Annotated in this window: 20 protein-coding genes; 7 read left to right on the top strand and 13 right to left on the bottom strand. The window is 62.5% G+C overall.

The annotated features are described in order from the left end of the window. Positions 1 to 60 precede the first annotated feature (60 nt). Entirely contained in the window at positions 61 to 1446 is a 1386-nt protein-coding gene (ehuR, locus tag NKI58_RS05415) for a MocR-like ectoine utilization transcription factor EhuR (protein WP_352784264.1), read from the bottom strand. An 82-nt stretch (positions 1447 to 1528) separates the two neighbouring features. Here ehuR and NKI58_RS05410 point away from each other — a divergent pair, with 82 nt between their 5' ends. The 4 genes from NKI58_RS05410 to NKI58_RS05395 all read left to right on the top strand — a co-directional run bounded on the left by NKI58_RS05410 (position 1529) and on the right by NKI58_RS05395 (position 6165). Then, the gene (locus NKI58_RS05410) at positions 1529 to 2020 is read left to right on the top strand and encodes an Lrp/AsnC family transcriptional regulator (protein WP_031211913.1); all 492 of its coding nucleotides are present in this window, start codon (positions 1529 to 1531) and stop codon (positions 2018 to 2020) included. A 127-nt stretch (positions 2021 to 2147) separates the two neighbouring features. After that, positions 2148 to 3641, top strand: coding sequence for an NAD-dependent succinate-semialdehyde dehydrogenase (locus tag NKI58_RS05405; protein WP_352784262.1), 1494 nt, complete (start codon positions 2148 to 2150; stop codon positions 3639 to 3641). Positions 3642 to 3675: 34 nt separating this feature from the next. After that, the gene (locus NKI58_RS05400) at positions 3676 to 5055 is read left to right on the top strand and encodes an aspartate aminotransferase family protein (protein ID WP_352784260.1); all 1380 of its coding nucleotides are present in this window, start codon (positions 3676 to 3678) and stop codon (positions 5053 to 5055) included. A 9-nt stretch (positions 5056 to 5064) separates the two neighbouring features. Next, a complete protein-coding gene (locus tag NKI58_RS05395) occupies positions 5065 to 6165 on the top strand; it encodes an alcohol dehydrogenase family protein (RefSeq protein WP_352784258.1) in 1101 nt (366 codons plus the stop codon). Between the two features lie 5 nt (positions 6166 to 6170). Here NKI58_RS05395 and NKI58_RS05390 read toward each other — a convergent pair whose 3' ends face one another. After that, positions 6171 to 7547, bottom strand: coding sequence for an aspartate aminotransferase family protein (locus NKI58_RS05390; RefSeq protein WP_352784256.1), 1377 nt, complete (start codon positions 7545 to 7547; stop codon positions 6171 to 6173). Positions 7548 to 7714: 167 nt separating this feature from the next. Here NKI58_RS05390 and NKI58_RS05385 point away from each other — a divergent pair, with 167 nt between their 5' ends. Both NKI58_RS05385 and ftsZ read left to right on the top strand, forming a co-directional pair. After that, a complete protein-coding gene (locus NKI58_RS05385) occupies positions 7715 to 8833 on the top strand; it encodes an NAD(P)/FAD-dependent oxidoreductase (RefSeq protein ID WP_352622238.1) in 1119 nt (372 codons plus the stop codon). Positions 8834 to 9055: 222 nt separating this feature from the next. Beyond that, the gene (gene ftsZ / locus NKI58_RS05380) at positions 9056 to 10063 is read left to right on the top strand and encodes a cell division protein FtsZ (RefSeq protein ID WP_023677189.1); all 1008 of its coding nucleotides are present in this window, start codon (positions 9056 to 9058) and stop codon (positions 10061 to 10063) included. A 46-nt stretch (positions 10064 to 10109) separates the two neighbouring features. Here ftsZ and NKI58_RS05375 read toward each other — a convergent pair whose 3' ends face one another. The 7 genes from NKI58_RS05375 to NKI58_RS05345 all read right to left on the bottom strand — a co-directional run bounded on the left by NKI58_RS05375 (position 10110) and on the right by NKI58_RS05345 (position 19032). Then, the gene (locus NKI58_RS05375; protein WP_352784669.1) at positions 10110 to 11126 is read right to left on the bottom strand and encodes a phosphotransferase family protein; all 1017 of its coding nucleotides are present in this window, start codon (positions 11124 to 11126) and stop codon (positions 10110 to 10112) included. A 7-nt stretch (positions 11127 to 11133) separates the two neighbouring features. Beyond that, entirely contained in the window at positions 11134 to 12375 is a 1242-nt protein-coding gene (locus NKI58_RS05370; RefSeq protein ID WP_352699496.1) for an acyl-CoA dehydrogenase family protein, read from the bottom strand. A 217-nt stretch (positions 12376 to 12592) separates the two neighbouring features. Next, the gene (locus NKI58_RS05365) at positions 12593 to 14734 is read right to left on the bottom strand and encodes a beta-galactosidase (protein WP_352784252.1); all 2142 of its coding nucleotides are present in this window, start codon (positions 14732 to 14734) and stop codon (positions 12593 to 12595) included. Positions 14735 to 14752: 18 nt separating this feature from the next. After that, on the bottom strand, positions 14753 to 15892 hold the full coding sequence (locus NKI58_RS05360; protein WP_352755655.1) for an ABC transporter ATP-binding protein: 1140 nt from the start codon (positions 15890 to 15892) through the stop codon (positions 14753 to 14755). A 61-nt stretch (positions 15893 to 15953) separates the two neighbouring features. Continuing rightward, complete coding sequence (locus NKI58_RS05355) at positions 15954 to 16805, bottom strand: carbohydrate ABC transporter permease (RefSeq protein WP_352853080.1); 852 nt, start codon at positions 16803 to 16805, stop codon at positions 15954 to 15956. Further along, a complete protein-coding gene (locus NKI58_RS05350; RefSeq protein ID WP_023677182.1) occupies positions 16805 to 17689 on the bottom strand; it encodes a carbohydrate ABC transporter permease in 885 nt (294 codons plus the stop codon). Before NKI58_RS05350 ends, NKI58_RS05355 begins: the two co-directional genes overlap by 1 nt. 71 nt (positions 17690 to 17760) lie before the next feature. Continuing rightward, the gene (locus tag NKI58_RS05345; RefSeq protein WP_352826558.1) at positions 17761 to 19032 is read right to left on the bottom strand and encodes an ABC transporter substrate-binding protein; all 1272 of its coding nucleotides are present in this window, start codon (positions 19030 to 19032) and stop codon (positions 17761 to 17763) included. 244 nt (positions 19033 to 19276) lie between these two features. Here NKI58_RS05345 and NKI58_RS05340 point away from each other — a divergent pair, with 244 nt between their 5' ends. Further along, complete coding sequence (locus tag NKI58_RS05340) at positions 19277 to 20479, top strand: ROK family transcriptional regulator (protein WP_352569054.1); 1203 nt, start codon at positions 19277 to 19279, stop codon at positions 20477 to 20479. Positions 20480 to 20505: 26 nt separating this feature from the next. Here the strand turns inward: NKI58_RS05340 and NKI58_RS05335 are convergent, their stop codons facing one another. The 4 genes from NKI58_RS05335 to NKI58_RS05320 are packed head-to-tail and all read right to left on the bottom strand — an operon-like array spanning position 20506 to position 25718. Continuing rightward, on the bottom strand, positions 20506 to 21876 hold the full coding sequence (locus NKI58_RS05335) for an alpha-glucosidase/alpha-galactosidase (RefSeq protein WP_352569053.1): 1371 nt from the start codon (positions 21874 to 21876) through the stop codon (positions 20506 to 20508). 21 nt (positions 21877 to 21897) lie between these two features. After that, complete coding sequence (locus NKI58_RS05330) at positions 21898 to 23565, bottom strand: ABC transporter ATP-binding protein (protein ID WP_352569193.1); 1668 nt, start codon at positions 23563 to 23565, stop codon at positions 21898 to 21900. A gap of 10 nt (positions 23566 to 23575) precedes the next feature. Continuing rightward, complete coding sequence (locus NKI58_RS05325) at positions 23576 to 24709, bottom strand: ABC transporter permease (protein WP_352576427.1); 1134 nt, start codon at positions 24707 to 24709, stop codon at positions 23576 to 23578. A 1-nt stretch (position 24710) separates the two neighbouring features. Next, positions 24711 to 25718, bottom strand: coding sequence for an ABC transporter permease (locus NKI58_RS05320; protein ID WP_031211897.1), 1008 nt, complete (start codon positions 25716 to 25718; stop codon positions 24711 to 24713). Positions 25719 to 25787 lie beyond the last annotated feature (69 nt).

Raw genomic sequence — 25787 nt, 5'->3', positions numbered from 1 at the left:
TCAAGAAAATGATATCATGACAATATTTCGGATTCCGCACAATTTCGCGCCATTTGTCGCCTAGATCGCAAGCAGGAGATGCTCGGGATCGCCGAGCAGAAGCTTGGTGACAACGCCGAGACCGGCACGCAGTTCCCCCTCCGTGGTCGAGCCCAGCGAAATCCGTACGGCTGGATGCCAAGGCATCTGCGAAATGCGAAACGACGTGCCGGGCGCGATCGCCACGCCCTGCAGGCGGGCCTGGGAAACAAAGCTTTCCTCGCCGCGATCATCGGGCAGTTGCAGCCAGACATGCAGCCCGTCGCGATGAGCCCGATAGTCCACTCCGGCGAGCACCTCGGCGGCGATGTCCAGACGCCGCCGCAAAGCCATACGCTGCCATCGAACGAGTTCCATCGCGGTGCCGTCGGCCACCCATTTGGTGGCGATCTCGGCCACCAACGGCGTCGCCATCCAGTTCGAGACGAGATGGCGATTGGCGACCGCGGCGACATAACGATCGGGCGCCGCGAGATAGCCGATGCGCAGGCCCGGCACCACGATCTTGGTGAAGGAGGTGACGTAGAGCGTGCGCTCGGGCGCGAAGGCGGCTACCGGCGGCGGCCGGTCCTCGACCAACGGGCCGAGGACGTCGTTTTCGATAATGGCGATGTCATGCCTGCGCGCAACGGCGGCAATCTGTTCGCGCCGGCCGGCATCCATCAGGGTAGCCGTAGGGTTGATCACCGACGGCTGCACGAACACGGCACGGATGTCCGACAGCCGGCAGGCCTCGTCCAGCGCTTCCGGGATCAGCCCATTGTCGTCGATCGGCAAACCCTCGAGATTGAAGCCGAGATAACGCGCCAGCGGGATCAGCGTGTGGTGACCGATCGCCTCGGTGGCGACGGTCGAGCCGGGCGGCGCCACGCTCATCAGCGCCACTGTCATCCCTGCGGTGGCGCCGTTGGTCAGGCTGATGTTCTGCGGCGACGCGTCGAGGCCACAGAGGCGTAGCCACTCGACACCCACCGCGCGGTGGCGCGGGAACACCATGTTCGGCCTGAACGACAGCGCCGAGCTCGACGGCAGGTTTTCGGCGAGCCAGCCCAGCGCCTGTCTCAGCCGCTCCAGATGCATCGGTTCGCAGACCGGCTTCAGGATGGAGAGATCGATGACCTCGCCCAGCCGCTCCGGCAGATAGGGCGGCTCCGGCTCGCGGCGCTGCGTCTGCACGAAGCTGCCGCGGCCGACCTCGCCGGACACCAGCCCGCGGCGGATCAGCTCCTCATAGGCGCGGCTGACCGTCTGCACGGAAAGTTGCAGATCGTCAGCCAACTGCCGGTGCGTCGGCAACCGAGCGCCATTGGCCAGGCGCCCGTCATGGATGGCGCGCGCGAACTGGTCGGCGAGCGATTGATAGGCCGGCCGCCGGATAAGAGCGGGATCTGGTCGCCAAAATGTCATGACTTATTAGAGATCGAAATCAGTGCAATTGACAATCGAAATAATGCGCCGTCATGGTGTCCGGCACTGGAAGTGGACGATCATGGCTGCAGCAAAACTCGATCCGATCGACCTGAAAATCCTCGACGCCATCCAGCGCGACGGCCGCATCACCAAGCTGGCGTTGGCCGAGAAGGTCGGCCTGTCGCCGACGCCTTGCTGGATGCGGCTGCGCAAGCTGGAAAAAGCCGGCATCGTCTGCGGCTATCATGCCAGGATCGCCATGCGCGCCATCGCACCGGTCGCCACCGTGCTGATGGAGGTGACGCTGGCTAGCCACCGCCAGGCCGATTTCGACCGTTTCGAGCGCGTCATCCGCGACATCCCCGAGATCGTCGCCTGCTGGTCTGTCGGCGGCGGCGTCGATTACCTGCTGAAGGTGATGGCGCGCGACATCGACGCCTATCAGCGGCTGGTCGACACTCTGCTCGAGCGCGAGATCGGCATCGACCGCTATTTCACCTACATCGTCACCAAGACGGTGAAGGAGGAGAGTGTGCTACCAGTGGCGGATCTGTTGCCGGCATCCTCCTGATACCGGAGAGATCGTCTGGCCGGGCAGGGCAATAGAGACAATCTCTCTACGTGCGGGCACGCAAACAGCCTCTCTGTTTGCGCGGCAGAGATAGTCTTGCGGCATCACCCGAACCGGGAGCCCGATGATGTCCGCACATTTTGCCCGCTCGCACCGCCATGAAGCGCTTGATCGCCTTGCCGACCGGCGGCTGCTGCGCGAACTCGCCTATGTCGCTGGCCACTGGACGGCGAGCGAGACCGCGGAGAGTTTCGAGGTGACCGATCCGGCCACCGGATCCACCGTCGCTTTCGTTGCCGCGCTCGATGCCCGGCAGACCACATTGGCGATCGATGCGGCATCGCGCGCCTTTCCTGCCTGGCGCGCATTGCTGCCGCAGGAACGGTCGAAAATCTTGCGAAAATGGTTCGATCTGATCGTCGCCGCCAAAAATGACCTGGCCCTGCTGATGACGCTAGAACAAGGCAAGCCGCTGAAGGAATCGCGCGGCGAGATCGACTACGCCGCCTCTTTCGTCGAATGGTATGCCGAGGAGGCCAAACGCCTCAACGCCGAAAGCGTCACCAGCCATCTGCCAAATGCCGAGATGGTGGTGCGACGCGAACCGCTTGGTGTCGTCGGCGTCGTCACCCCGTGGAATTTTCCCGCGGCCATGCTGACCCGCAAGGCGGCGGCCGCCCTCGCCGCCGGCTGCACCATCGTCGCGCATCCTTCCTCGGAAACGCCGCTGTCTGCACTGGCGTTGGCCGAGCTTGGCGAACGTGCCGGCCTGCCGGCTGGCGTGTTCAACGTTCTCACCGGCAAGGCTTCGACCATCGTCGGGCGGATGTGCGAAGATCCGCGCGTCCGCGCCATGAGCTTCACCGGCTCGACCGAGGTCGGCAGGTTGATCGCCGCGCAGAGTGCGCCGACGATGAAGCGTCTTGTGATGGAACTCGGCGGTCATGCGCCGCTGATCGTCTTTGCGGATGCCGATATCGACAAGGCGGTGAGAATAGCCGTCGACGCTAAATTCGCGACCTCCGGCCAGGACTGCCTCGCCGCCAACCGCATCTATGTTCAGCGTCCGATTTACGATCGTTTCTGCGCTGCTTTCGCTAAACGCGTCGAGGCATTGCGGGCCGGCAATGGCCTCGCCGACGACACCGAAATCGGACCCTTGATGCACGAACGCGCCGTCAAGAAGGTCGAGGAGCAGGTGGCCGATGCGCTCGCCAAAGGCGCGCGTTGCCTGACCGGCGGCAAGCGCCATCCTGCCGGGCCGCTGTTCTACCAGCCGACCCTGCTCGCCGACGTTGGAGACGACGCTTTGATCATGCGCGAGGAGACCTTCGGTCCGGTTGCGGCCGTGACGCCCTTCGACAGCGAAGAGGAAGTCGTCGCCCGCGCCAATGCCACCGAATACGGCCTCGTCGCCTATGTCGTCACCGAAAACGGCGGTAGGCAATTGCGCATGGGCCGCGCGCTCGACTATGGCATGGTCGCCATCAACCGCGTCAAGATCACCGGCGCGCCGGTCCCCTTCGGCGGCGTCAAACAGTCCGGCATTGGCCGCGAGGGCTCGCGCCACGGGCTCGAAGCCTTTACCGATCTTAAATACCTCTGTCTGGACGTGGCGTAAGCCGCGCCCGACACTTTTCCTCAGGAGTAAAAAGATGCTCGACCAGTCCAACGAACTCGCCGCCTGGGACCGCGACCACTTCTTCCATCCCTCGACCCATATGGGCACGCATGCACGGGGTGAATCGCCGACCCGCATCATCGCCGGCGGCGAAGGCGTCACCATCTGGGACAACAATGGGCGCAAGAGCATCGATGCTTTCGCCGGGCTATACTGCGTCAATGTCGGCTATGGCCGTCAGAAGATCGCCGACGCCATCGCCGCGCAGGCCAAGAACCTCGCCTATTACCACGCCTATGTCGGGCACGGCACCGAGGCATCGATCACCCTTTCCAAGATGATCATCGACCGCGCGCCGCAAGGCATGTCGAGGGTCTATTTCGGCCTCTCCGGTTCCGATGCCAACGAAACCAACATCAAGCTGATCTGGTACTACAACAACGTGCTCGGCCGGCCGGAGAAGAAGAAGATCATCTCGCGCTGGCGCGGCTATCACGGCTCCGGCATCATGACCGGGTCGCTGACCGGCCTCGACCTGTTCCACAACGCCTTCGACCTGCCGCGTGCGCCGGTCCTGCACACCGAGGCGCCCTACTACTTCCGCCGCGCCGACCGCTCGCTGAGCGAGGAGCAGTTTTCGCAATACTGTGCCGACAAGCTCGAGGAGATGATTCTCGCCGAAGGGCCGGAGACGGTCGCCGCGTTCATCGGTGAGCCGATCCTCGGCACCGGCGGCATCGTGCCGCCGCCGGCCGGCTACTGGGAGAAGATCCAGGCGGTGCTGAAGAAGTACGACGTGCTGCTGGTTGCCGACGAGGTCGTCACCGGCTTCGGCCGGCTGGGCACCATGTTCGGCTCCGACCACTACGGCATCAAGCCCGACCTGATCACGATCGCCAAGGGCCTGACCTCGGCCTATGCGCCGCTGTCGGGCGTCATCGTCTCAGACAAGGTCTGGCAGGTGCTGGTGCAGGGTTCAGACAAGCTCGGCTCGCTCGGCCATGGCTGGACCTATTCGGCGCATCCGATCTGCGTGGCCGCCGGCGTCGCCAACCTGGAACTGATCGACGAGATGGATCTGGTCAGGAACGCCGGCGAGACTGGCGCCTATTTCCGCGCCGAGCTAACGAAAGCCGTCGGTGGCCACAAAAATGTCGGCGAGGTACGCGGCGACGGCATGCTGGCGGCAATCGAGTTCGTCGCCGACAAGAACGATCGCGTGTTCTTCGACGCCTCGCAAAAAATCGGGCCGCAGGTCGCGACCGCGCTTGCGGTAAGCGGCGTCATCGGCCGGGCCATGCCGCAGGGCGACATTCTCGGTTTCGCGCCGCCGCTCTGCCTGACGCGGCAAGAGGCCGATATCGTCGTGTCGAAGACGGCCGACGCGGTGAAGAGCGTGTTTGCCAACATCTGAAGAGCCGACATGAATGCCATGACCAAAACCCTCCCCGCCACCATGGCCGCCGTGCAGTTGATCGGGCACGGCGGGCCGGAAAAGCTCGTCTACCGCACCGACGTGAAAGTACCCTCGCCCGCCCGAGGCGAAGTGCTGATCAAGGTCACCGCGTGCGGCATGAACAACACCGACGTCTGGGTGCGCCAGGGCGCCTATGGAACGGAGGAGGATGCCGCCGCTGTGTCGACCTGGCGTCGTCAGGGCAATACGCTGAGCTTCCCGCGCATCCAGGGCACCGACACGGTCGGCAACATCGTTGCCGTCGGCGACGGCGTGTCGCCGGCCCGCATCGGCGAGCGGGTGATGGTCGATTTCTCCATCTACAATCGCGACGACGATTCACTCGCCGACATCGACTATATGGGCCACGGTCGAGACGGCGGCTATGCCGAATACCAGGCAGTACCGTCCGAAAACGCCCATGTCGTCGACACCGATCTGAGCGACGTCGAGCTTGCCACTTTCTGCTGCGCCTATCTCACCGGCGAGCAGATGCTGGAACGCGCCGCATTGAAAGCCGGCGAGCGTGTGCTGGTCACCGGCGCCTCGGGCGGCGTCGGCTCGGGCATCGTGCAGCTGGCGCGGGCGCGCGGCGCCATTCCCTATGCGGTTGCCGGCAAGGGCAAGGAACAGGCCGTGCGCGACATCGGCGCCGAGGCGGTGATCACCCGTGGCGTGGCCGACCTGCCGGCAGCCGTGAACGAGGCGACCGGCGGGCGGCCAATCGATGTGGTCGCCGACCTGGTCGGCGGCGCCATCTTCAATGACCTCTTGCGCATCTTGAGGCCCGAAGGCCGCTACACCACGGCCGGCGCGATCGCCGGCCCGGTCGTCCAGCTCGACCTGCGCACCATGTACCTGAAACAGCTCCAACTGCATGGCTCGAGCCAAGGCACGCGGGCGGATTTCCGCCGCATCGTGCGTTACATCGAGGACAAGAAAATCCGGCCGCTGGTCGGCGGCGTCTACCGGCTCTCCGATTTCCACCGTGCCCAGGCGGATTTCATCGGCAAGGATTTCGTCGGCAAGCTGGTGGTCGTTCCGGATGCGGCCGGCGTCGCTAAATAGCGCGATCAGCTCTGCGATCGGACCTGCTTGACGGCAGCCTCGAGCGACCGTTCAAACGCGTCGATCACCTGGTCGACCTGCGGCTCGGTGATGATCAGCGGCGGGCAGAAGGCCAGCGCGTCGCCCATATTGCGCGAGATGACGCCGTTCTGCTGCATGAAGCCGTTGACGAGCCCGCCCAGTTCACCGGTCTTCCCCCACGGCGTCTTGTTTGCCTTGTCGCCGACCAGCTCGACCGCCGCGACCAGGCCGATGCCGCGCACCTCGCCGACAAGCGGGTGCGAAGCGAGCGTGCGCAGCCGCTTCTGCAAATGCGCGCCGACCGCACGCGCATTGCCGACAAGGTCGCGCTCCTCGATCAGCTTCAGGTTCTCGAGCGCGACCGCTGCCGCAACAGGATGGCCGCCGCCGGTGAAACCGTGGCCGAAAGTGCCGATACGGTTGCTTTCGTCGGCGATCGGCTCGAACACTTTTTCGTTGATCAGCAGGGCCGAGATCGGCAGGTAGGACGAAGAGATCTGTTTCGACAACACCATGATGTCGGGCCTGATGCCGAAGGTCTGCGAGCCGAACATCTCACCTGTTCGGCCAAAGCCGCAGATCACCTCGTCGGCGATGAGCAGGATGTCGTATCTCGATAGCACCGCCTGTATCTTCTCCCAGTAGCCGGCCGGCGGAACGATGACGCCGCCGGCGCCCATGATCGGTTCGCCGAAAAAGGCGGCGATGGTTTCCGGTCCTTCGGCGAGGATCAGCTTTTCCAGCTCGTCGGCGAGCCGCGTCGAAAACAGCTCTTCGCTTTCACCCGGCAGCGCCTCGCGCCAATGGTGCGGCGTCGAGGTATGCAGCACATTGGCAATCGGCAGGTCAAAGGAAGTGTGGTTGTTGGGCAGTCCGGTCAGGCTTGCCGAGGCGATGGTGACGCCGTGATAGCCCTTCTTGCGGCTGATGATCTTCTTGCGCGCCGGCTGGCCGAGCGCATTCGACCGGTACCAGATCATCTTCATGGCCGAATCGTTGGCCTCGGAGCCGGAATTGGTGAAATACGCCTTGCTCATCGGCACCGGCGCCATCTGCACCAGTCTCTCGGCGAGATCGATCAGCGGCGAATGCGATTTGGAGCCGAAATCGTGATAGTAAGGCAGCTTCGACATTTGCCGTACTGCCGCATCGACCAGCCGCTTCTCCGAAAAACCGACCGCGACGCTCCAAAGCCCGGCCATCGCCTCGATATAACGGTTGCCGGCGAGGTCCTCGACATAGATGCCGTCGCCCTTCTCGATAATGAGCGGCCCCGATTCCTGATGCTTGCGCGCATTCGTATAGCCATGCATGTGAAAGCTTATGTCGCGGGCTTCGGGAGAATTCGGTCGTGCGTCCATGATGGCTCCTGTGCTGCACGCGGAAACAGTCCTGCCGCCGGTCCGGCTCGGCAGGTCCCCGTGCATTATGCCGTTTGATGCATCTTTCTCGAACGGTATAGTGTCAAGCGCTTTCGACAGGGCCAGCGGATGGATGGACGCATGCAGAACTTCGGCTTGACCTGACCGTGGACCATGTCGACTGCATTGTCGCCGGCGCCGGCGTTGTTGGCCTGGCGATCGCGCGAGAGATGGCGCAGCGCGGCATCGATACGCTGGTCCTGGAAGCCGAGAGCGCTATCGGCACCGGGACAAGTTCGCGCAATTCCGAGGTCATCCATGCCGGCCTCCACTATCCGGTTGGATCGCTGAAAGCCCGGTTCTGCGTGGCCGGCCGGGAAAGACTCTATCGCTATTGCGAGGAGCGGGCGATCCCGCACGCGCGCTGCGGCAAGCTCATCGTTGCCACAAATGCCGAACAGGAGCCGGTGCTCGCCTCAATCCGGGCCAATGCACGCGCTTGCGGCGCCGGCGACCTGTTGCGCTTGAGCGAAGCCGAGGCGCATACGCTGGAGCCCAGCCTTAAGTGCACGGCGGCGCTGCTGTCGCCCGCCACCGGCATCATCGACAGCCATGCCCTGATGCTCGCCCTGTTGGGCGACGCCGAGGAGCACGGGGCGGCACTTAGTCTCAACACGCGCATCGCCTCCGGCCGCATCGAAGCAGGCCGCGTCGTGCTCGAGACGGTGGACGCTGCCGGCGGCGAGCGCTTCGAGATCGCCACTCCGCGTTTCGTCAATGCCGCCGGGCTTGGCGCCGCAGCACTTGCCGGTTCGCTTGAAGGGCTCAATCAGCAATTCGTGCCAAAGCTCCATTATGCCAAGGGCAATTATTTTTCGGTGGCCGGCCGGGCGCCGTTCTCGCGATTGGTCTATCCGGTGCCCGAACCCGGCGGGCTCGGTGTTCATCTGACACTCGACCTTGATGGCGTCGCCCGCTTCGGGCCGGACGTCGAATGGACCGATCAACTCGACTATCGCGTCGACCCGGCTCGTGGCGAGCGCTTCTACAGCGAGATCCGCAAATACTGGCCGGACCTGGCCGATGGCAGCCTGCAACCCGCTTACAGCGGCATCCGGCCAAAACTGTCCGGTCCCGGTGAGGCCAATGCCGACTTCGTCGTCCAGGACGTGGCGGTGCACGGCGTGGATAGCCTGGTCAACCTGTTCGGCATCGAAAGCCCCGGCCTGACCTCCTGCCTGACGATTGCCGACCATGTCGCGCAGTGCCTCGCGCCGAAGTTGTAGCGTGCGGCGCCCCGCGCCGCGATCTGCACTGTATCAAGGCGCATTGCGTGAACTTTCAGACGCAAGTCCCCTATGAGGCACATCGCGCACTTGCAGCCCGCTCCGCGCTCTGATTCCCTGCATTCTGGGGCTGTCCTGATTCGCACTGCCCGGTTCAGAGTTTTCGCAGTGCGCCCGGGACAAGCTTCCAGCGACCACTCGGCGTATCCAGGGAGAACGGCAATGAACACCGCGACGAGGCCGGTAATCTCGGAGATGAGGCCCAAGATCACCGTCGTCGGGGTCGGCGGCGGCGGCGGCAACGCCGTCAACAACATGATCGCCGAAGGCCTGCAGGGCGCGGAATTCATCGTCGCCAACACCGATGCCCAGGCCCTTGCCATGTCGAAGGCAACGAGGCTGATCCAGTTGGGCGCTCATATCACCGAAGGTCTCGGCGCCGGGTCCCTGCCCGAGGTCGGCCGTGCTGCGGCCGTGGAATCCATCGACGAGATCATGGATCACCTTGCTGGAACGCACATGTGCTTCGTGACCGCCGGCATGGGAGGCGGAACCGGCACTGGTGCCGCGCCTGTGATAGCGCAGGCAGCGCGGGCAGCCGGAATACTGACCGTTGCCGTCGTCACCAAGCCATTCGTCTTCGAAGGCAGGCGCCGCATGTACGCTGCCGATGAGGGCATCGAGCGCCTGCGCGAAAGCGCCGATACCGTCATCGTCATTCCCAACCAGAACCTGTTCAGGATCGCCGACGCCAGAACCACGTTCGCCGACGCCTTCGCCATGGCCGACCGGGTCCTCTATGCGGGTGTCGGCTGCATCACCGATCTGATCGTCAAGGAAGGCCTGATCAATCTCGACTTCGCCGATGTGAAGTCGGTGATGCGCGACATGGGCCGCGCCATGATGGGAACCGGCGAAGCCGCCGGAGAAGGCCGCGCCAAGAAGGCAGCGGAAGCGGCAATCGCCAACCCGCTGCTCGACGAAGCTTCGATGATGGGCGCCAAGGGCGTCCTTGTCTCGATATCGGGCGGCATGGACATGACGCTGTTCGAGGTCGACGAAGCCGCTACCCGCATCCGCGAGGAGGTCGACAACGATGCCGACATCATCGTCGGCGCCATCTTCGACAAGGCACTCGCCGGAAAATTCAGGGTGTCGGTCGTGGCGACCGGCTTGCGGCGTGGCCTGGAGATTCCACTGCTTGCCGAACCGGAAGTTCGCATGAACTGAACAGCGTTATCGCGTGCGGTTCGCTCAGCTGATTGCCAGCCTCGCGTCACCACGGCCGCGCGCCGTCGATGACTTCCATAGCGCGTGCAGCAAAACGGCCGGCCAGCGGTGCCACGTCGGCCGCATCGGCCGCAACCGCGCTGCCGGCCAGCACGCGGTCGGCGATGCCGACGAAGATCACGGCAAAGCGGAACATGGCAAACACCAGATGGAACCGCTGGAGCGGCGCCGTCGGCACGGCGTGGGCGAAGTAATAATCGAGGAATTCGCGCTGTGTCGGAATCCCGAGGGCTGCCTGATCAAGGCCGAGGATGCCGCCATATTCGTCCGATGAGGAATGCCAGGGCATCGAGCAGAAGCCGAGATCAGCAAGCGGATGGCCGAGGGTCGATAACTCCCAGTCGAGTATGCCGATCACCTCGGGCCGCTCGGGATGGAAGATGAGATTGCCGAGACGGAAATCGCCATGCGCGATCGAAACGTGGCCGTCATCTGGCGGAAGATGTCGCGGCAGCCATTCGGCGACGGCTTCGAGCGCGGCAATGCGCTCACTCGGCGATTCCCGCAACTGTCTGGTCCAGCGCGCGATCTGTCGCTCAAAATAGTTCCCGGGACGGCCATAGTCGCCGAGCCCAACCTCTTCCGGCCGGACGGCGTGCAGCTTTGCCAGCGCCTCGGCCATGCCGAAATAGATGCCGCGCCGCTCGTCCGGCGTCAGTCCCGGCAACGCGCCATCGTGGAACACCCGGCCGTCGAGCCGCTGCATCAGATAGAACGGCGTGCCGAGCGGCTCGTCGCCGTCGTGATAGAGCACCGGCCGCGGCACCGGCACCTTTGTCGATGCTAGCGCCTCGATCACACGGTACTCGCGATCGACCGCATGAGCGCCGCGCAGGATCGGTCCCGGAGGTTTCTTGCGCAGAACCATGCGGCGGCCGCCATAGTCGACGAAATAGGTCGGGTTGGATTGGCCGCCGACGATCCGCTCAAGCGACATCTGGCCATCGCCAAAATGCGCTCTCAGAAAATCCTCCAGGCGTACTGGATCGAAATCCATCCTCATTGCCGGCTCAGCGGTTCCCGCCGCGACCTGTTTCGTCTTGTCTGCCGGCTTCGACATGCCAGCGCCAGAAGCCCGCACCTTCCTCGTTGAGAAAGCGGTTGAGCACCATCTTGTGGACCTCGTCGGCGCCGTCCACCAGGCGAGCCTGGCGGGCGTAGCGGTAGATCCATTCGAGTACAGTGTCTTTCGAATAGCCGCGGGCGCCGTTGATCTGGATCGCCACGTCGGCGGCGTCATGCAGCATGTTGGCGACCTGGATCTTGGCCATGGAGATCTCCTTGCGGGCAAAGCCGCCGCGATCGAGCTCCCAAGCCGCCTTCATCACCAGCAGCCGCCCGATCTCGATGCGCATGGCAAGATCGCCGAGCATCAGCTGGATACTCTCACGGTCGGCCAAAAGCTGCCCGAAACCGCTACGCTCGGCGGCATAGGCGCGCGCGATCTCGATGCAGCGCTTGGCAAGCCCGAGCCAACGCATGCAATGGGTGAGCCGCGCCGGACCGAGCCGGACCTGGGTAACCCGGAGGCCGCTGCCTTCGCCGGCAAGCACGTCCTCGACCGGGACTTCCAGGCCGTCGAATTCCAACTCGCAATGGCCGCCATGTTCTTCCGGTCCCATGATCTCGATGCGCCGCACGATCCGCCAGCCCGGCTGGTCCTTGTGGAACAGCAAGGCCGAAAGGCCGTGACGCGGATCGTCCGAAGTGCGCGCAATGAGAATGAAGTGGCTCGCCTCTTGCGCGCCGGTGATGAACCATTTGCGGCCTTTGACGACATATCTGTCGCCACGCCGTTCGGCTCTGGTCATGATCATCGACGGGTCGGAGCCGCCGCCCGGATGCGGTTCCGTCATTGCGAAAGCCGAACGCACCTTGCCCTCGACGATCGGCTTCAGCCATCTTTGCTTCTGCTCCGGCGTTCCCAGTCGCTCCAGCACCATCATGTTGCCATCCTCGGGGGCCGCGGAATTGAACACGACCGGACCGAAGATCGAGCGGTTCATCTCTTCATAGCAGACGGCCATATCCACCTTGGAAAGGCCGGCCCCGCCGGTCTCGGGTTTGAGCTGCAGGCACCACAGGCCGGCTGCTTTCGCCTTGCCCCGCAGCGTTTCGAGCAGCGGCAGCGCGACATTGCCATGGCCGTCGTAGGAAGCCTTATCTGCCTCGAGCGGCAGGATTTCGCGCTCGACGAAATCGGCGATCCGGCTGCGGAAGGCCTCGGTTCGGACGGAAATGTCGAAATTCATGGCGCTCACAAGGATGAAACGAGATGCCGCCATCGGCTCCGATGGTCGCGCCGCTAGTGTAACTGCCGTCGTTGAATGCGAGCAACAGCAGTTCGCCGGCCGTTCCTTGCGCACGTTCAAAGCGCCGGTTCGATATGGATCGATGCCGGCGTGCTGCCGATGGCGGTCGAATTCCAGGAGTACTCAGGTTTCGTATGGCTAACGTCCGCGACAATGCTCAGATCAATTCGAGGACAGCGCAGCCATAGCCGTCCAGCGTCAACACTCCGGAGACAGGTCCTTCGCTATCGAGCAGGTTGCTGCCGAAGGGAACGCCGGTTACCGCAACGGGCGTGTCTTTGATGTTTTGCACGAACAACAGCCGGCGTTCGTCATTCTCGCGCATCGTGACCTCGACGCCGTCCGGCAGATCCGGAACCAGAGGCTCCACATTCGCATCCACGAAAGTGCGCGTAGCGAGTTGAGCTGTCAGCTCCGGGGTTAGATAAGTGCCGACATAGAGCACACGGCCCTTGCCGACGGCGCGGGAGGTAATTGCAGGCGTTCCTGCCGCGTAGCGGTTCGACCAAACCCCTACAATTTCGACTTCCGGTTCGACTGCGAGGTTCTCATAGAAATAACCGGCATCGAACTCGTGGTTTCCGACGGTGAAACGACGGATACGGCGGCTGGATTCGGCCGGTCTGTCGGGAGGAATGACGAGCCCGCCGGAGCGCGACATCGTATTGAACAGGCCATTGGCCCCAGGTGCCGCCAGCCGCCCGAAATCCTCGACGCGAACGCCGGTCAACTTCGACAGCGACCGGCCCGGCGCTGTCTCGCGGATGACGTGGTTGTTTTCGTCGCGGGTTCCCGTGCGCGCGCCGATGATGACGGTACCGCCATTTTCGGCAAAGACTTGCAGCCGCTCGGTCCAGCTGTCCTTCCAGATCACCCAATGCGGCACGTAGAACACCTTGAGCTTCGACAGATCGTCTTCCGGGTGGATGAAGCCGCAGGCGATGCCGCGGTCATAGCAATACTGATGCAGCAAGATTGCATCATCCTGCGGACTTGGCAGGCCGATGGGGAAGGTCTTGTGGGCTTCCTGATTGTCGAAGTCCGAGCCGGCGATGCCGACATCCATCCGCACATGGGTGCCCAGGATCTTGTCTTTAAGCGCCGTCATCTCGGTGGCGAACTGCCTGGCTTCGTCATAGCGGCGGCGAGCGACATCATCGTGATCGATGATGCCCATCCAGTATATCTCGGCGCCGAAATGTGCGGGACGCCAGCGGAAGAACATGATCCCATCGGCGCCACGCGCAACCGACGACATCGCCATGCGTCGCATTTCGCCCGGCTCCGGCGTCAGCGTGCAGAAGCCCGGCTGGGCGCCAAAACCCGACTGTTGTTCCGGCACTATGTAGTTGCCGGAAAATCCCCTGCAGATGTCGAGATGCAGCGCCTGGATCTTGGCGTGGTTGCCTAGGCGAAAGAACTCGTCATAGAGGAACGGATAGATGTCGTAGCCGACGAAGTCGAGATCGGTAGAGAATTGGCCGCGAAAGTCGATGTCACGCAATCCGCCGAGATTGTGGAAAATGAACCAACTGGCATTCGCTTTTCTCAGGATCTCGACCTGGTCGTGCTGGAACCGTGCTGTCGAAAAGGCGAGAAAACGGTGGTAGTCCTGGAGGTGACCGGGACCGGGAAAGGACGGTGAGAATTCCAGCGGGAAGACAATTTCGCTGAAATCGCCGTAAGCCGTCGCCCAGAAATCGCCACCCCAGGCGAAGTTCAGCCTGTCTATCGTCTTGTAGGTTTCCTGGAGATAAGCCTGGAATTCCTTCAATGCCGACGGCGAATAGGATTCCGGCATGCTGGTGTTGAGTTCGTTGTCGGTCTGCCAGCCAATGACATTTGCGTTGTCGCGGTAGTGGTCCACCATCGCGTTGGTGATCTTGCGGCTATAGTCGCGAAACACCGGGCTGCTGGTGTCGGCATACTGGCGTGAGCCGTGGCTCATCGACCGGCCATTTCCATCACGCCGCAGGATTTCCGGATGTTTTGCCGTCAGCCAGCGCGGCGGAGTGGCGGTCGGCGTGCACAAGATCGTGTTGACGTCGTGACGCGCCAGGCCCTCGATTGCCCGGTCGAACAGGCTGAAATCGAAGATGCCTTCACGCGGTTCGAAAATGTGCCAGGCGAATTCGCCGAGGCGGGCGACGTTGAAGCCGGCCTCGGCCATGCGCCGGGCGTCGTTGTCCCAGTAACTCTCGTCCACATGTTCGGGGTAGTGCGGCGCGCCGACCAGAAAGCGGTCGGTCTGGATCGTGCGCCAGACCGACAGGGCGCGGCCTTTTGAAGTCTTGTTCACGAAGGATACTCCTGCAGATCAGTCGGTGATGGTGGATTTGCGGGCACTGATTGTCCGCTCATCGACAGAGGAAAAGAGATAGACGTCACGCGGCTCGACCTTGAAGCCGACGGTCGCGTCGGCAGCGACGGCACTCGCATGGCCGATCTGGACGGTGACGTTGCCGCTGCCGCTTTCAGAACTGACGCATTGCAGCGGGCCGGCGTCGGCATAGAGGATGGTCTCGCGGCCGAGATGCTCGACCAGCCGCACCCGTCCTGCAAAACTCGCTGTCCCTTCCGCGGCCAAGCTGATGCTCTCCGGCCGAATCCCCATCGTCACCCTATCGCCGACCTGTACGGATGCCGCTTCCGTCAGTTCGACAGTCAAAGGAGAAAGACCGGCGGTCGACAGCGTGGCGGCGCCGCCGGAGACAGCGGCGACGGTCACTTCGAAGAAATTCATCCGGGGTGCGCCGAGGAAGCCCGCGACGAAGAGATTGGCCGGATTGCGGTAGAGTTCGAGCGGAGCGCCCACCTGCTCGACCGAGCCGCGATTGAGCACGACGATACGGCTCGCCATTGTCATCGCCTCGGTCTGGTCGTGCGTGACATAGACCATGGTGGCGCCGAGCCTGGCGTGCAGATCGGAAAGCTCGACGCGCATCTGCGTGCGCAGCGCTGCGTCAAGGTTGGATAGCGGTTCGTCGAACAGGAACACGTCGGGCGAGCGGGTTATGGCACGGCCGATCGCCACACGCTGACGCTGGCCACCGGAAAGCTGTTTCGGCCGCTTGTCGAGCTGGTCAGTAATGCGAAGGATCTTGGCGGCTCGCAGCACGGCGGCATCGATCTCGGCCTTGGGGCGATGCGCCATGCGCAGGCCGAAACCCATGTTCTCGGCGACAGTCATATGCGGGTAAAGCGCATAGGACTGGAAGACCATGGCAATGCCGCGCTCACCCGGCTCGGTGGTGGTGACATCACGGCCGTTGATCAGAATCTTACCGGTCGAGACGATTTCAAGCCCGGCGATGATCTTCAACAGCGTTGACTTGCCACAGCCGGACGGCCCGACGGTGACAATGAACTCGCCCTGTTCGACGCTGAGATCGATGCCGCGCAGCGCGTGGTAGCTGCCATAATTCTTTTGTATCTGCCGGAGTTCAAGACTGGTCATGGAGCCCTGCTTGCGAAATCAGTTTCGGATCGGGTGGGCGACGCCTTGAAGCCATGGTCGCTCATCCCTTGACCGCTCCCATGGTGAGGCCGGTGATGAAGTGCTTCTGCATTAGGAAGAACATGGCAACCGGCGGCAAAGCCACGACGATGGTGCCAGCCGAGATCAGGTTCCAGGCCGAGACCCATTCGCCGCGCAGATTGGCGAGGCCGGCGGTGACCGGTTTGACGGTATCGCTGATGGTGAGCACGACCACCCAAAAATAATCGTTCCAGATAAAGGTGAAGAGCAGGATGGCCAGCGCCGCGAGAGCCGGCCGCACCAATGGGACCACGACATGTACCAATGTCTGAAACGGCGTCGCGCCCTCGGCCCTGGCGGCCTGAAACAGTTCTCCCGGCAAGGCGGCGATGAAGTTGCGCATGAACAGTGTCGCAAACCCGGTCTGGAAGGCGATGTGGAAGATGATCAGGGCCGCCATCGTGTCGTAGAGGTTGAGCCGCACCATGAGATCGCGCACCGGGATCATCATGATCTGGTGCGGCAGGAAGTTTCCGCCGACGAACAGGGCGAAGACGAGCATGTTGCCGCGAAACCGGTAACGGGCGAGCACGAACCCAGCGAGCGTGCTCAAGATGAGAACGCCCATCACCGAGGGGATGGTGATCGTCAGGCTGTTGAGGAAGTAGCGGGCCATCGGCGTCTGGGTGAAGACCGCCGTGTAGTTGTCGACCAGGCCGAATTGGGTCGGCCAGCCCCACAGATTGCCGCCCATGACATCCTGCGTAGAGCGGAACGAGGTAAGAATGATGGCAAAGAGCGGCGCCAGCCAGACAATCAGGATGCCGACCACCAGCACGACATAGAGGCCACGCTGCCAAATAGCAGTCTCGGGAATCGGGCGGGGAAACATCAGCCGCCTCTTTCATCGGCGCGGATCATCCGCGTCAGGTACCAGGCGATGAAGACCGCCATGATCACGAACAGCACCGAGGCAATGGCCGCGCCATAGCCGAAGCGGTAGGAAAATATGGACTGCTCGAACATCTGATAGGCAAGCACCTCGGACGAACCGAAGGGGCCGCCGCTGGTCATCACCGAGACCATGTCGAAGGAACGCAGTGCGCCGACGACAGTGACGGCGATGGCGATAAAGGTGACCTGCGTCAGCTGCGGCAACACGATGTGGCGCAGCATGTTCCAGCCCCTGGCGCCGTCGACCCGCCCGGCGCCGATCAGGTCCTCGCTGAGATTGTTGAGGCCGGCGAGATAGAGCACCATGCAGAAGGCGATCTGCGGCCACAACGCTGCGATCACGACGGCGAAGGTGACGAAATTTTCATCCGACAGCACTGCCGGGGCGGTCGCGCCGAAGGTGCGGAAGATCAGGGCGAGAAGTCCGAATTCCGGCGTATAGACCCAGGTGAAGACCACGCCGACGGCAACCGAAGCCAGCACCAGCGGAATGAAGAACAGCGATTTGAGCAGGCGCATGCCGCGGATTTTCTGGTTGACGAGCAGCGCGATGGCGAGGCCGAGCGGCGGCGCCAGCATGAACATCACCAACCAGATCAGATTGTTCTTCAGCGAAACATAGAACTGCGGGTCGGCGAACAGTTCGCGGTAGTTGCCGAGGCCGATCCAGACCATCGGGCTGAAGCCGTCCCATTCGTGCAGGCTGATCCATAGGCTCTCGACCGCAGATGCCAGAATGACGACGGAAAACAGCACAGCGGCGGGCAGAATCAGAAGTGTCGGTGTCAGCCACCAGCGATGGCGGCGCCAAAGCTTCGTCATTTTGGGAGACCTCATTCACGGAAAGCATCGGGGAGCAGAGCACGAACCCCGCTCCCCTCCGCTGGGAGGCGCTAGATCTTGAAGATCCGGCGACGGGTTCCCTCGAGACGCTGAAGAATGGCGTCCCGGCGCTCCGGCTTGGCCATGAATTCCTGGAAGCCGACCAGGCCGGCCTGGGCCATGTCGGGATCGGTATCGCGGTCGTAATATTGCGATGTGCCGGCCACCGTCTTCAGGCTTTCCACGGCTGCGTTGACCAGCGGATCCTTGCTGGCCGGAAGGTCGTTGCGCGGCGGAACGTTGCCGCCAGGTTCCAGATAAGGGCCGAAATTTTCCGGCTGGTAGAAGAAGGCGAGGAACTCGCGGGCACCCGCCTTGTTCTTGGCGTTGGCCGGGATGTGGACCGAATTGACCGAGAATTCTTCGTAGCGGTCGAGGGCGCCGTCAATCTTCGGGAAAGGAGCGAATGTCAGCTGCTCGAGATCCTGCTCAGGGAAAGTAGCCTTCACGAAGGCACCGAGGTTCATCATGCCGGCCTTCTTCTGGGCGAGGAAGGCGCCGGCCTCCTGCCAGCCGAACGACGTCTGATCCGGTGTGAAGAAACCCTGCTTGATCAGCTCTTCCCAGTGGTCGAAAACAGGCGTCAGCGCCGGGTCGGTGTAAGCCATCTTGCCGTTCATCAAGGCAAAGTGCTTGTCGAGACCGTTGATCCGCAGGTTCATCTGGTCGAACCATCCGGCCGCCGGCCAGAGTTCCTTGGTGCCGATGCTGACGGGAATAAGGCCGGCAGCCTTGGACTTCTGGCCGTAAGCCAGGAATTCGTCCCAGGTCGCCGGCACCGTCAGTCCGTGCTCGGCAAAGACGTCCTTGCGATAGAACATGCCCCACATCGTGCCGCCAGTCGGCAGGCCATACTGCTTGCCGTCGACAGCGACGGCACCGGTCATGGCACCCAGCACGTCCTTGTACTTTTCCTTCTCGAACAGATCCGAAATGTCGTCGAACAGGCCGCGGGTGACGAAGGCGCGCATGCGGTTTCCGGAGAACCAGAAGCAGACATCCGGCGCCCCGGCGACAAGGTAGTTGCGGATCGCGGTCTTGTGGGCCTCGTGATCCATATTGTTGATCACAACCTTGGTGCCGGACTGCTTCTCGAAGTCGGCCGCAATGCGCCGCAAGATCCGCAGGGCATCGGCATTGTTTTCGTCTGAAATGATGGTGACTTCGCTCGGCTGGCTGAGTGCCGGCATCGGGAAGCCCGCGAGGGCTCCAGCGGAAATGCCCCCAGCTCCCTTCAGGAAATTGCGCCGCGTCGACGGCTTTTCAATCCACTTGAACGTCATTGTTACTCCTCCCGTGTTGTCAATTTCTCTACTGGCACACCGGCCGGCGCGGTTGTTCTTCTCACCGGCACCGCTCACCTCCCGGGCAAGGGAATATGCTTGCCCGCTCCTTCAGAGCGCGGTGATATTGCTAACCGGATTAATTTCGCTGACCCCCGGTTCGGGTGTTGAACAGTCGGGCAAACTTATGCATACGTTTTCTCGAGAGGCAATAATTAATTTACAAAATTAAGAAAGCGGATCCGTGAAGCTCAAGGGTGACCCGAGCACGACTCGGGCGATGAACCGCAGACTGATCCTCAATCTCTTGCGGCAGGAAGGAGCGCGCAGCCGGGCCGACATAGCGTCAGTTACCGGCCTTAGTCCGGCAGCGGTCACCTTCGTCGTGGCCGACCTCATCGAGGATGGCCTGCTGATCGAAGGCAAGACAGTCGTGGGCTCGGCTGGGCGCCGCCCTATCCCGGTGGATATCAACTATGCCAACGGCCTTGCCATAGGTTTCAAGCTGATGGTCGGATCGGTCGAATGCGTGGTCACCGATCTTGCGACCAATCCGCTGGGCTCTCTGCGCGTCAAGCTCTCGGACAGCGATCCCGACCATATCATAGCGACCTTGGCCAAGGCGGTGCCGGAGCTGATTTCGATTGTCGATCGGCCCGCTGCCAAGCTTGCCGGGATCGGCATTTCAATGCCTGGCGTCATAGACAACCAGAAGGCTGTGTGTATCCGCAGCAATCGCTACAACTGGGACAACGTTCCCCTTGGCCCGATGCTGGCCGAACTGGTAGACGTCCCCGTGTGGCTTGAGGACGACACCAATGCCTATGCCATTGCCCAGCAACTCTTCGGCCTCGGACGCCAGCACCGCAATATGGCCGTGCTGGCGATCGGCGTCGGAATCGGCTGCGCGCTCGTCTTCGATGGCAAACTCTATCGCGGCGCGAACGGTGCCGCCGGCAAGTTCGGCCACAGCTCTTATGAGGAGAACGGCCGCCTTTGCGAGTGCGGAAAACGCGGCTGCTTGATGGCCTATTACGCCGAGCCGGCGATCCTGCGCACCTGGCGCGAAGCCACCGGGCACAACGAAACGGATAGCAAAGTCAGCCTTATGGCAGCCTTGGCAGACCGCGAACCGCGAGCCGTCGCCATTCTCGAAGAAGCCGGACATGGCATCGGCCGGCATCTCGCCAATCTTGTCAACATCACCGACCCGGAGGTCATTGTCGTCGGCGGTGAAGCCGTGTCGTTTGGCGATGCGCTGTTTGGCCCAATGCGGCTGACGCTTGGGAAAAATACCTTTCGCGCGGCACCACCAATGCTGCTGGACTGGGAGGACAATTCCTGGGCAAGGGGAGCGGCTGCTCTCGTAACGCAGAAACTCTTTGATTTCGAAACATCTGCCGGCAACGCCGCTCCGCTTTCAAAGCCGGCCCTATGGTCGGCATAGGTGAGTGAAACAGACAGCCCTGCGCCTCAGGCCGCCCGAACGCTGCGCGCTCCACGCGCCCAGGCCGGCAGCCAATCGCCATGCGCAACCAGCAAATCATCGACCAGCGACCATATCTGGTCGAGGTCGAGCTCGGCCGCCGTGTGCGGGTCCATCATCGCCGCGTGATAGATGTGCTCGCGGTTCTCGGTCATCAGCGCTTGGACCGTCAGCTCCTGGACGTTGATATTGGTGCGGATCAGCGCGGTGAGCTGCACCGGCAGGTCGCCAATGAACGTGGGTTGAATGCCGGAGGCGTCGACGAGGCATGGCACCTCGGCCGCGCAATTATACGGCAATGTCGTGATGCAGCCATTGTTGCGGACGTTGCCGTAGATCACCGACGGCTCGCCGGTCCAGACCGAGTTCATGATCGAGGACGCATATTCCTTCGACTGCTCCACTTCGATCTTGTCAGCCGAGCGATAGGCTTCCGCTTGCCCCTTCCAGCGTTCGATCTGCTCGATGCAGCGCTTCGGGTATTCGTCGAGCGGGATACCGAATTTCTCGATCAGATCCTCGCGCCCGTCCTTGATGAAATAGGGCGTGTATTCCGCGAAATGTTCGGAGCTCTCGGTGACGAAGTAACCGAGGCGCTTCAGCATCTCGTAGCGCACCTTGTTCGGGCAGCGCGGATTCCATCCAGGCTTCGGCGCCCGCCCTTCGCTGTAGGCGCGCAGCAGATCCGGATAGAGATTGCGGTAGGAGCCGTCCGGCTGGCGATGCTCGAACTTCAGGTAGAAGGCCATGTGATTGATGCCGGCCGAGCGGTAGCGAATCTCCTCGCAGGGAATGTCGAGATCATGCGCCAGCTCCATTGCCGTGCCTTGCACCGAATGGCAGAGGCCGACCTGCTTGATGTCGGGGTATTTCTCCGCGATCGCCCAGGTGTTGATCGCCATCGGGTTGACATATTGCAGCATGATCGCCTGCGGGCAGACCGCGAGCATGTCCTCGCAGATCTTCCAGAGATGCGGCACGGTTCTCAACCCTCGCATGATACCGCCGACACCGAGCGTATCGGCGATGGTCTGGCGCAGCCCGTATTTCTTCGGAATTTCGAAATCGGTCACCGTGCAGGGCTCGTAGCCGCCGATCTGGAAGGCGACGACGACGAAATCGGCGCCCGCCAGCGCCTTGCGCTGGTCCGAATAGGTTTCGGCTTTGGCCTTTACGCCAAGCGTCGAGATCAGCTTGCCGACGACGATTGCGCTTTCCTCGAGCCGTTGCGGATTGATGTCCATCAGCGCGATCGTCGCGCCGGATAAAGCCGGACGCTGCAATATGTCGCCGACGATGTTCCTCATGAACACCGTCGAGCCAGCTCCGATGAAAGCGACCTTGGGATTTCTTGCCACAACAACCTCCGGCATAAGCAATTAGGCTACCTCGAAAGCGGCTTTGACCAGCCGTTCGGTGTAAGCGGTCTTGGGATGGGACAGGACTTCGTCGACCGGCCCCTCTTCGACGATCTTGCCGTGCTGCATGACGATGACGCGGTGGCACAGCGCCCGCACGACCTTGAGGTCGTGCGAGATGAAGATGTAGCTCAGGCCCCGTTCGCGCTGCAGCTTGCGCAGCAATTCGATGATCTGCGCCTGGACCGAGAGATCCAGCGCCGATGTTGGCTCGTCGAGTACGATGAATTCCGGTTCGAGCGCGACGGCGCGGGCAATCGCAATACGCTGGCGCTGGCCGCCGGAAAACTCGTGCGGGAAGCGCGAGAGGATATCGCCGGGCATGCCGGCGCTGATCAGCGCCTCGCGCACCCGCTCGATCCGATCGTTCCTGGTGGCGCCCATGCGGTTGACGACCAGCCCTTCCTCGATGATCTGGCCGATCGTCATGCGCGGGTTGAGCGACGAGAACGGATCCTGGAAGACGACCTGCATGCGCGACCGCAACGGCCGCATCTGCGCGCGCGAACAGCCATGGATCGGCTGGCCATCGAAATAGATCTCGCCGCTGTCCGTGGTGTTGAGCCTGAGCAACGCCTCGCCGAAGGTGGTCTTGCCCGATCCGGATTCGCCAACGAGACCCAGCGTCTCGTGCCGCCGAAGGGTCAGGCTGAGGCTGTCGACGGCGACGAGTTCGCGCAGGTCCGGCCTCATGAACGTGCCATGCCGCAGCATGAAGGAGACGCGCACATTCCTAGCTTCAAGAATAACGTCGGCGCCTTCCGGCAACGGATTTGCCTGGCCGCGCGGCTCGGAGGCAAGCAGGTGACAGGTGTAGGGATGCTGCGGATTGGCGAACAGCTTCTCCGTCACATTGTGCTCGCGCATCTCCCCATGCTGCATGACGTAGACATAGTCGGAGAACTGCCGCACCACGGTCAGGTCGTGCGTGATCAGGATCACCGCCATGCGCAGTTTCTTCTGCAGGTTTCGGATGAGATTGAGGATCTGCGCCTGAACCGTGACGTCGAGCGCCGTCGTCGGCTCATCGGCGATCAGCACATCGGGATCGTTGGCCAGCGCCATGGCGATCATTACACGCTGGCGCTGACCGCCGGAAAGCTGGTGCGGGTATTGTTTCAGCCGCGCTTGGGGTTCAGGGATTTGCACCTGCTGCAGCAGCTCGAGCGCCCTTGCTTCGGCCTGCCTGCGGCTCATCTTGCGATGCACCCGTATCGCCTCGACGATCTGGCTGCCGATCGTGTAGATCGGGTTGAGCGAACTCATCGGCTCCTGAAAGATCATCGAGATGCGGTCGCCGCGCAGTTTGCGCCGCGCACGCTCGGAAAATTTCAGGATGTTCGCCCCGTTGTATTCGACAGTCGATTTCGGCGACACGACTGCGCGCTTCGACAACAGTCCCATGACGGTGCGCGCCGTCACCGACTTGCCCGATCCCGACTCGCCGACAATGGCGATCGTCTCGCCGCGATAGAGCTGGAACGAGATGTCCTTGACGGCTACGATCATGCCGTGTTCGACCTTGAAATCGACGGCGATGTTGCGGGCATCAATGACCGGGTTTTCCGAACGGCCGTCATGGTCGAGCCGGACAGGCGGTGCGAAGGATTTGACGAGCGCGTGTTGCATCATGTCATGCTCAATAAGGATCGACCGCATCGCGCAGTCCATCCCCAAGCGCGTTGAACGCGAAGACGGTGACAAGCACGAAGCCGACCGGCGAAAGGATCCAGGGATAAGTGCCGATGACCGAATAGGTCGCGGTGTCTTGCAGCATCAGGCCCCAGGAGATCAGCGGCGGCTTCACCGCGAAGCCGAGAAAACCGAGGAAGGATTCGAGCAGGACCACGCTGGGGATTGCCAACGTGACCGCAACGATCACGTGGCTCATCACGTTCGGAAAAATGTGTTGCATGATGATGCGGCCATCTGTGGCGCCGACCGCCATCGCCGCACGAACGTAGTCGATCCGCGCCAGTGCCAGGGTCTTGCCGCGCACTTCGCGCGACATCTGCGCCCAGCCGAGTGCCGACATGACAACAATCACGAAGGCCAGGAAAACATTCGTCGGCGCCGTCACCGGAACCAGCGAGGTCAGCGCCAGATAAAGCGGCAATTGCGGAAACGCGAGCACCAGTTCGACGAAGCGCTGGACCCAGACGTCGAATGTGCCGCCGAAATAGCCCGACACCATGCCGACCGTCGTGCCGATCACGGTGACGATGAAGACCACGGTCAATGCGATCATCAACGAGATGCGCGAACCATAGATCGCACGAGCCAGCACATCGCGACCGAATTTGTCGGTGCCAAGGAAGTGCACCGGCTGGCCGTCGGTCGAGCCGAAGAAGTGCCGGTTCGCGGGAAGCAGGCCGAGCAGTTTGTACTCCGCTCCCTTGACGAAGAAGCCGAGCAGCCGCGGATGGTCGTAGTCCGGCCCGACGACGGGTTGGAAGGTGACCGGGTCGAGGTCTTCCGAATCCGCCAGGGCATAGACGCGTGGCTGGAAGACGAAGTTGCCGTCCTTGTCATGGAAGCTCATCATCTGCGGCGGGGCGAAGCCGACATCGGTCACCTTGGGATCCATCGGTGCGAAGAAGTCGGCAAACACCGCCAGCAGCACCAGAAACGCGACCAGGATGAGCCCGGCCATGCCGGTCCAGGACCGTTTCAGGCGGCGCCAGACGAGTGCGATGTAACTCTCATTGCCGCGCGGCTTGATCTTGGCCGGTTCCTCGGCAATTGGCGGCAGCGAGGGCTCGAAAGCAAGCATCTCAGGACCCTGCATATTGGCGCACGCGCGGATCGAGCATGACGAGCAGCATGTCGGCGATGATGTTGCCGACGATCAGCGTCGCCGACAGCACCATCATGAATGTCGCCGTGACATAGACGTCGCCCACCGCCATCGAGCCAACGATCGCCGGGCCGACGGTCGGCAGGGCAAAGATGATCGCGGTCTCGATCTCGCCGGTCAGCATATAGGGCAGCACCACGCCCTGATACATGACCAGCGGATGCAGCGCATTGGGCACCGCATGGCGCATCACGACCGCACCGCCGCTAAGGCCCTTGGCGCGAGCGGTTTCGACATATTGCGCATTCAGCGTGTCGAGCAGATTGCCGCGCATCACCCGCATGTTGTAGGCGAGCCCGCCGAAGGTGGCGATGGCGACAACCGGCCAGACATGCCGGACGAGATCGACGAACTTCGCCCAGGACCACGGCGCCCCGCCAAATTGCGGCGAGAAGAAGCTGCCGATCTCGGAGACGTTGAATTGGAAGACCAGCAAATAAACGATGATCAGCGCCATCAGGAAGCGCGGCACCGTCATGCCGAGGAAGGAAATCGCTGACAGCGTACTGTCGATCCAGCTGTACTGCCTGGTCGCCGCCCAGATGCCGAAGGTGATACCGAGGACCGATGCCAGCAGATGGCACACCAGCGCCAGGAGCAGCGTGCGCGGCAGGCGCTCGCCCACCACATCGGCCACCGGCTTATTGTAATAGAGGCTGTAGCCGAAATCGCCGCGGGTGATGATGCCGCCGATCCAGTTGAGATACTGGACGGGCAGCGGCTTATCGAGACCGTGTTCTATCCGATAGGCCTTGGCCTGCGCGTCGGCCTCGGCGAATGAGGCCCCGCCCTGATTGATCAACTGCGAGCGGATGTAGTCGGCATAGTCGCCCGGCGGCGCCTGGATGATGGCGAAGGTGACCAGGCTCAGAATGGCGAGGACCGGGATCGCCGACGCTATGCGCGTGAGCAGGAATCGCAACATCGGTCGGTCCGCTTCCTTGTCTAGCCGGTCGCTCTCTTTGAGCGTACGGAGGTTTGCTTTGTCCGGCCG

Source organism: Mesorhizobium sp. M0522 (assembly GCF_040321085.1).
GTDB lineage: Bacteria > Pseudomonadota > Alphaproteobacteria > Rhizobiales > Rhizobiaceae > Mesorhizobium.
The sequence above is the reverse complement of the archived record's forward strand: the minus strand, read 5'-3'. Positions and strand labels throughout refer to the sequence as shown.

Coding starts and splice junctions, on each gene's coding strand:
- NKI58_RS05330 (WP_352569193.1), bottom strand. CDS start 23,565: ATGCAACACGCGCTCGTCAAATCCTTCGCACCGCCTGTCCGGCTCGAC.
- NKI58_RS05390 (WP_352784256.1), bottom strand. CDS start 7,547: ATGGACGCACGACCGAATTCTCCCGAAGCCCGCGACATAAGCTTTCAC.
- NKI58_RS05320 (WP_031211897.1), bottom strand. CDS start 25,718: ATGTTGCGATTCCTGCTCACGCGCATAGCGTCGGCGATCCCGGTCCTC.
- NKI58_RS05350 (WP_023677182.1), bottom strand. CDS start 17,689: ATGACGAAGCTTTGGCGCCGCCATCGCTGGTGGCTGACACCGACACTT.
- NKI58_RS05355 (WP_352853080.1), bottom strand. CDS start 16,805: ATGTTTCCCCGCCCGATTCCCGAGACTGCTATTTGGCAGCGTGGCCTC.
- NKI58_RS05345 (WP_352826558.1), bottom strand. CDS start 19,032: ATGACGTTCAAGTGGATTGAAAAGCCGTCGACGCGGCGCAATTTCCTG.
- NKI58_RS05325 (WP_352576427.1), bottom strand. CDS start 24,709: ATGCTTGCTTTCGAGCCCTCGCTGCCGCCAATTGCCGAGGAACCGGCC.
- NKI58_RS05375 (WP_352784669.1), bottom strand. CDS start 11,126: ATGAGGATGGATTTCGATCCAGTACGCCTGGAGGATTTTCTGAGAGCG.
- ehuR (WP_352784264.1), bottom strand. CDS start 1,446: ATGACATTTTGGCGACCAGATCCCGCTCTTATCCGGCGGCCGGCCTAT.
- NKI58_RS05405 (WP_352784262.1), top strand. CDS start 2,148: ATGTCCGCACATTTTGCCCGCTCGCACCGCCATGAAGCGCTTGATCGC.
- NKI58_RS05395 (WP_352784258.1), top strand. CDS start 5,065: ATGAATGCCATGACCAAAACCCTCCCCGCCACCATGGCCGCCGTGCAG.
- ftsZ (WP_023677189.1), top strand. CDS start 9,056: ATGAACACCGCGACGAGGCCGGTAATCTCGGAGATGAGGCCCAAGATC.
- NKI58_RS05370 (WP_352699496.1), bottom strand. CDS start 12,375: ATGAATTTCGACATTTCCGTCCGAACCGAGGCCTTCCGCAGCCGGATC.
- NKI58_RS05410 (WP_031211913.1), top strand. CDS start 1,529: ATGGCTGCAGCAAAACTCGATCCGATCGACCTGAAAATCCTCGACGCC.
- NKI58_RS05400 (WP_352784260.1), top strand. CDS start 3,676: ATGCTCGACCAGTCCAACGAACTCGCCGCCTGGGACCGCGACCACTTC.
- NKI58_RS05360 (WP_352755655.1), bottom strand. CDS start 15,892: ATGACCAGTCTTGAACTCCGGCAGATACAAAAGAATTATGGCAGCTAC.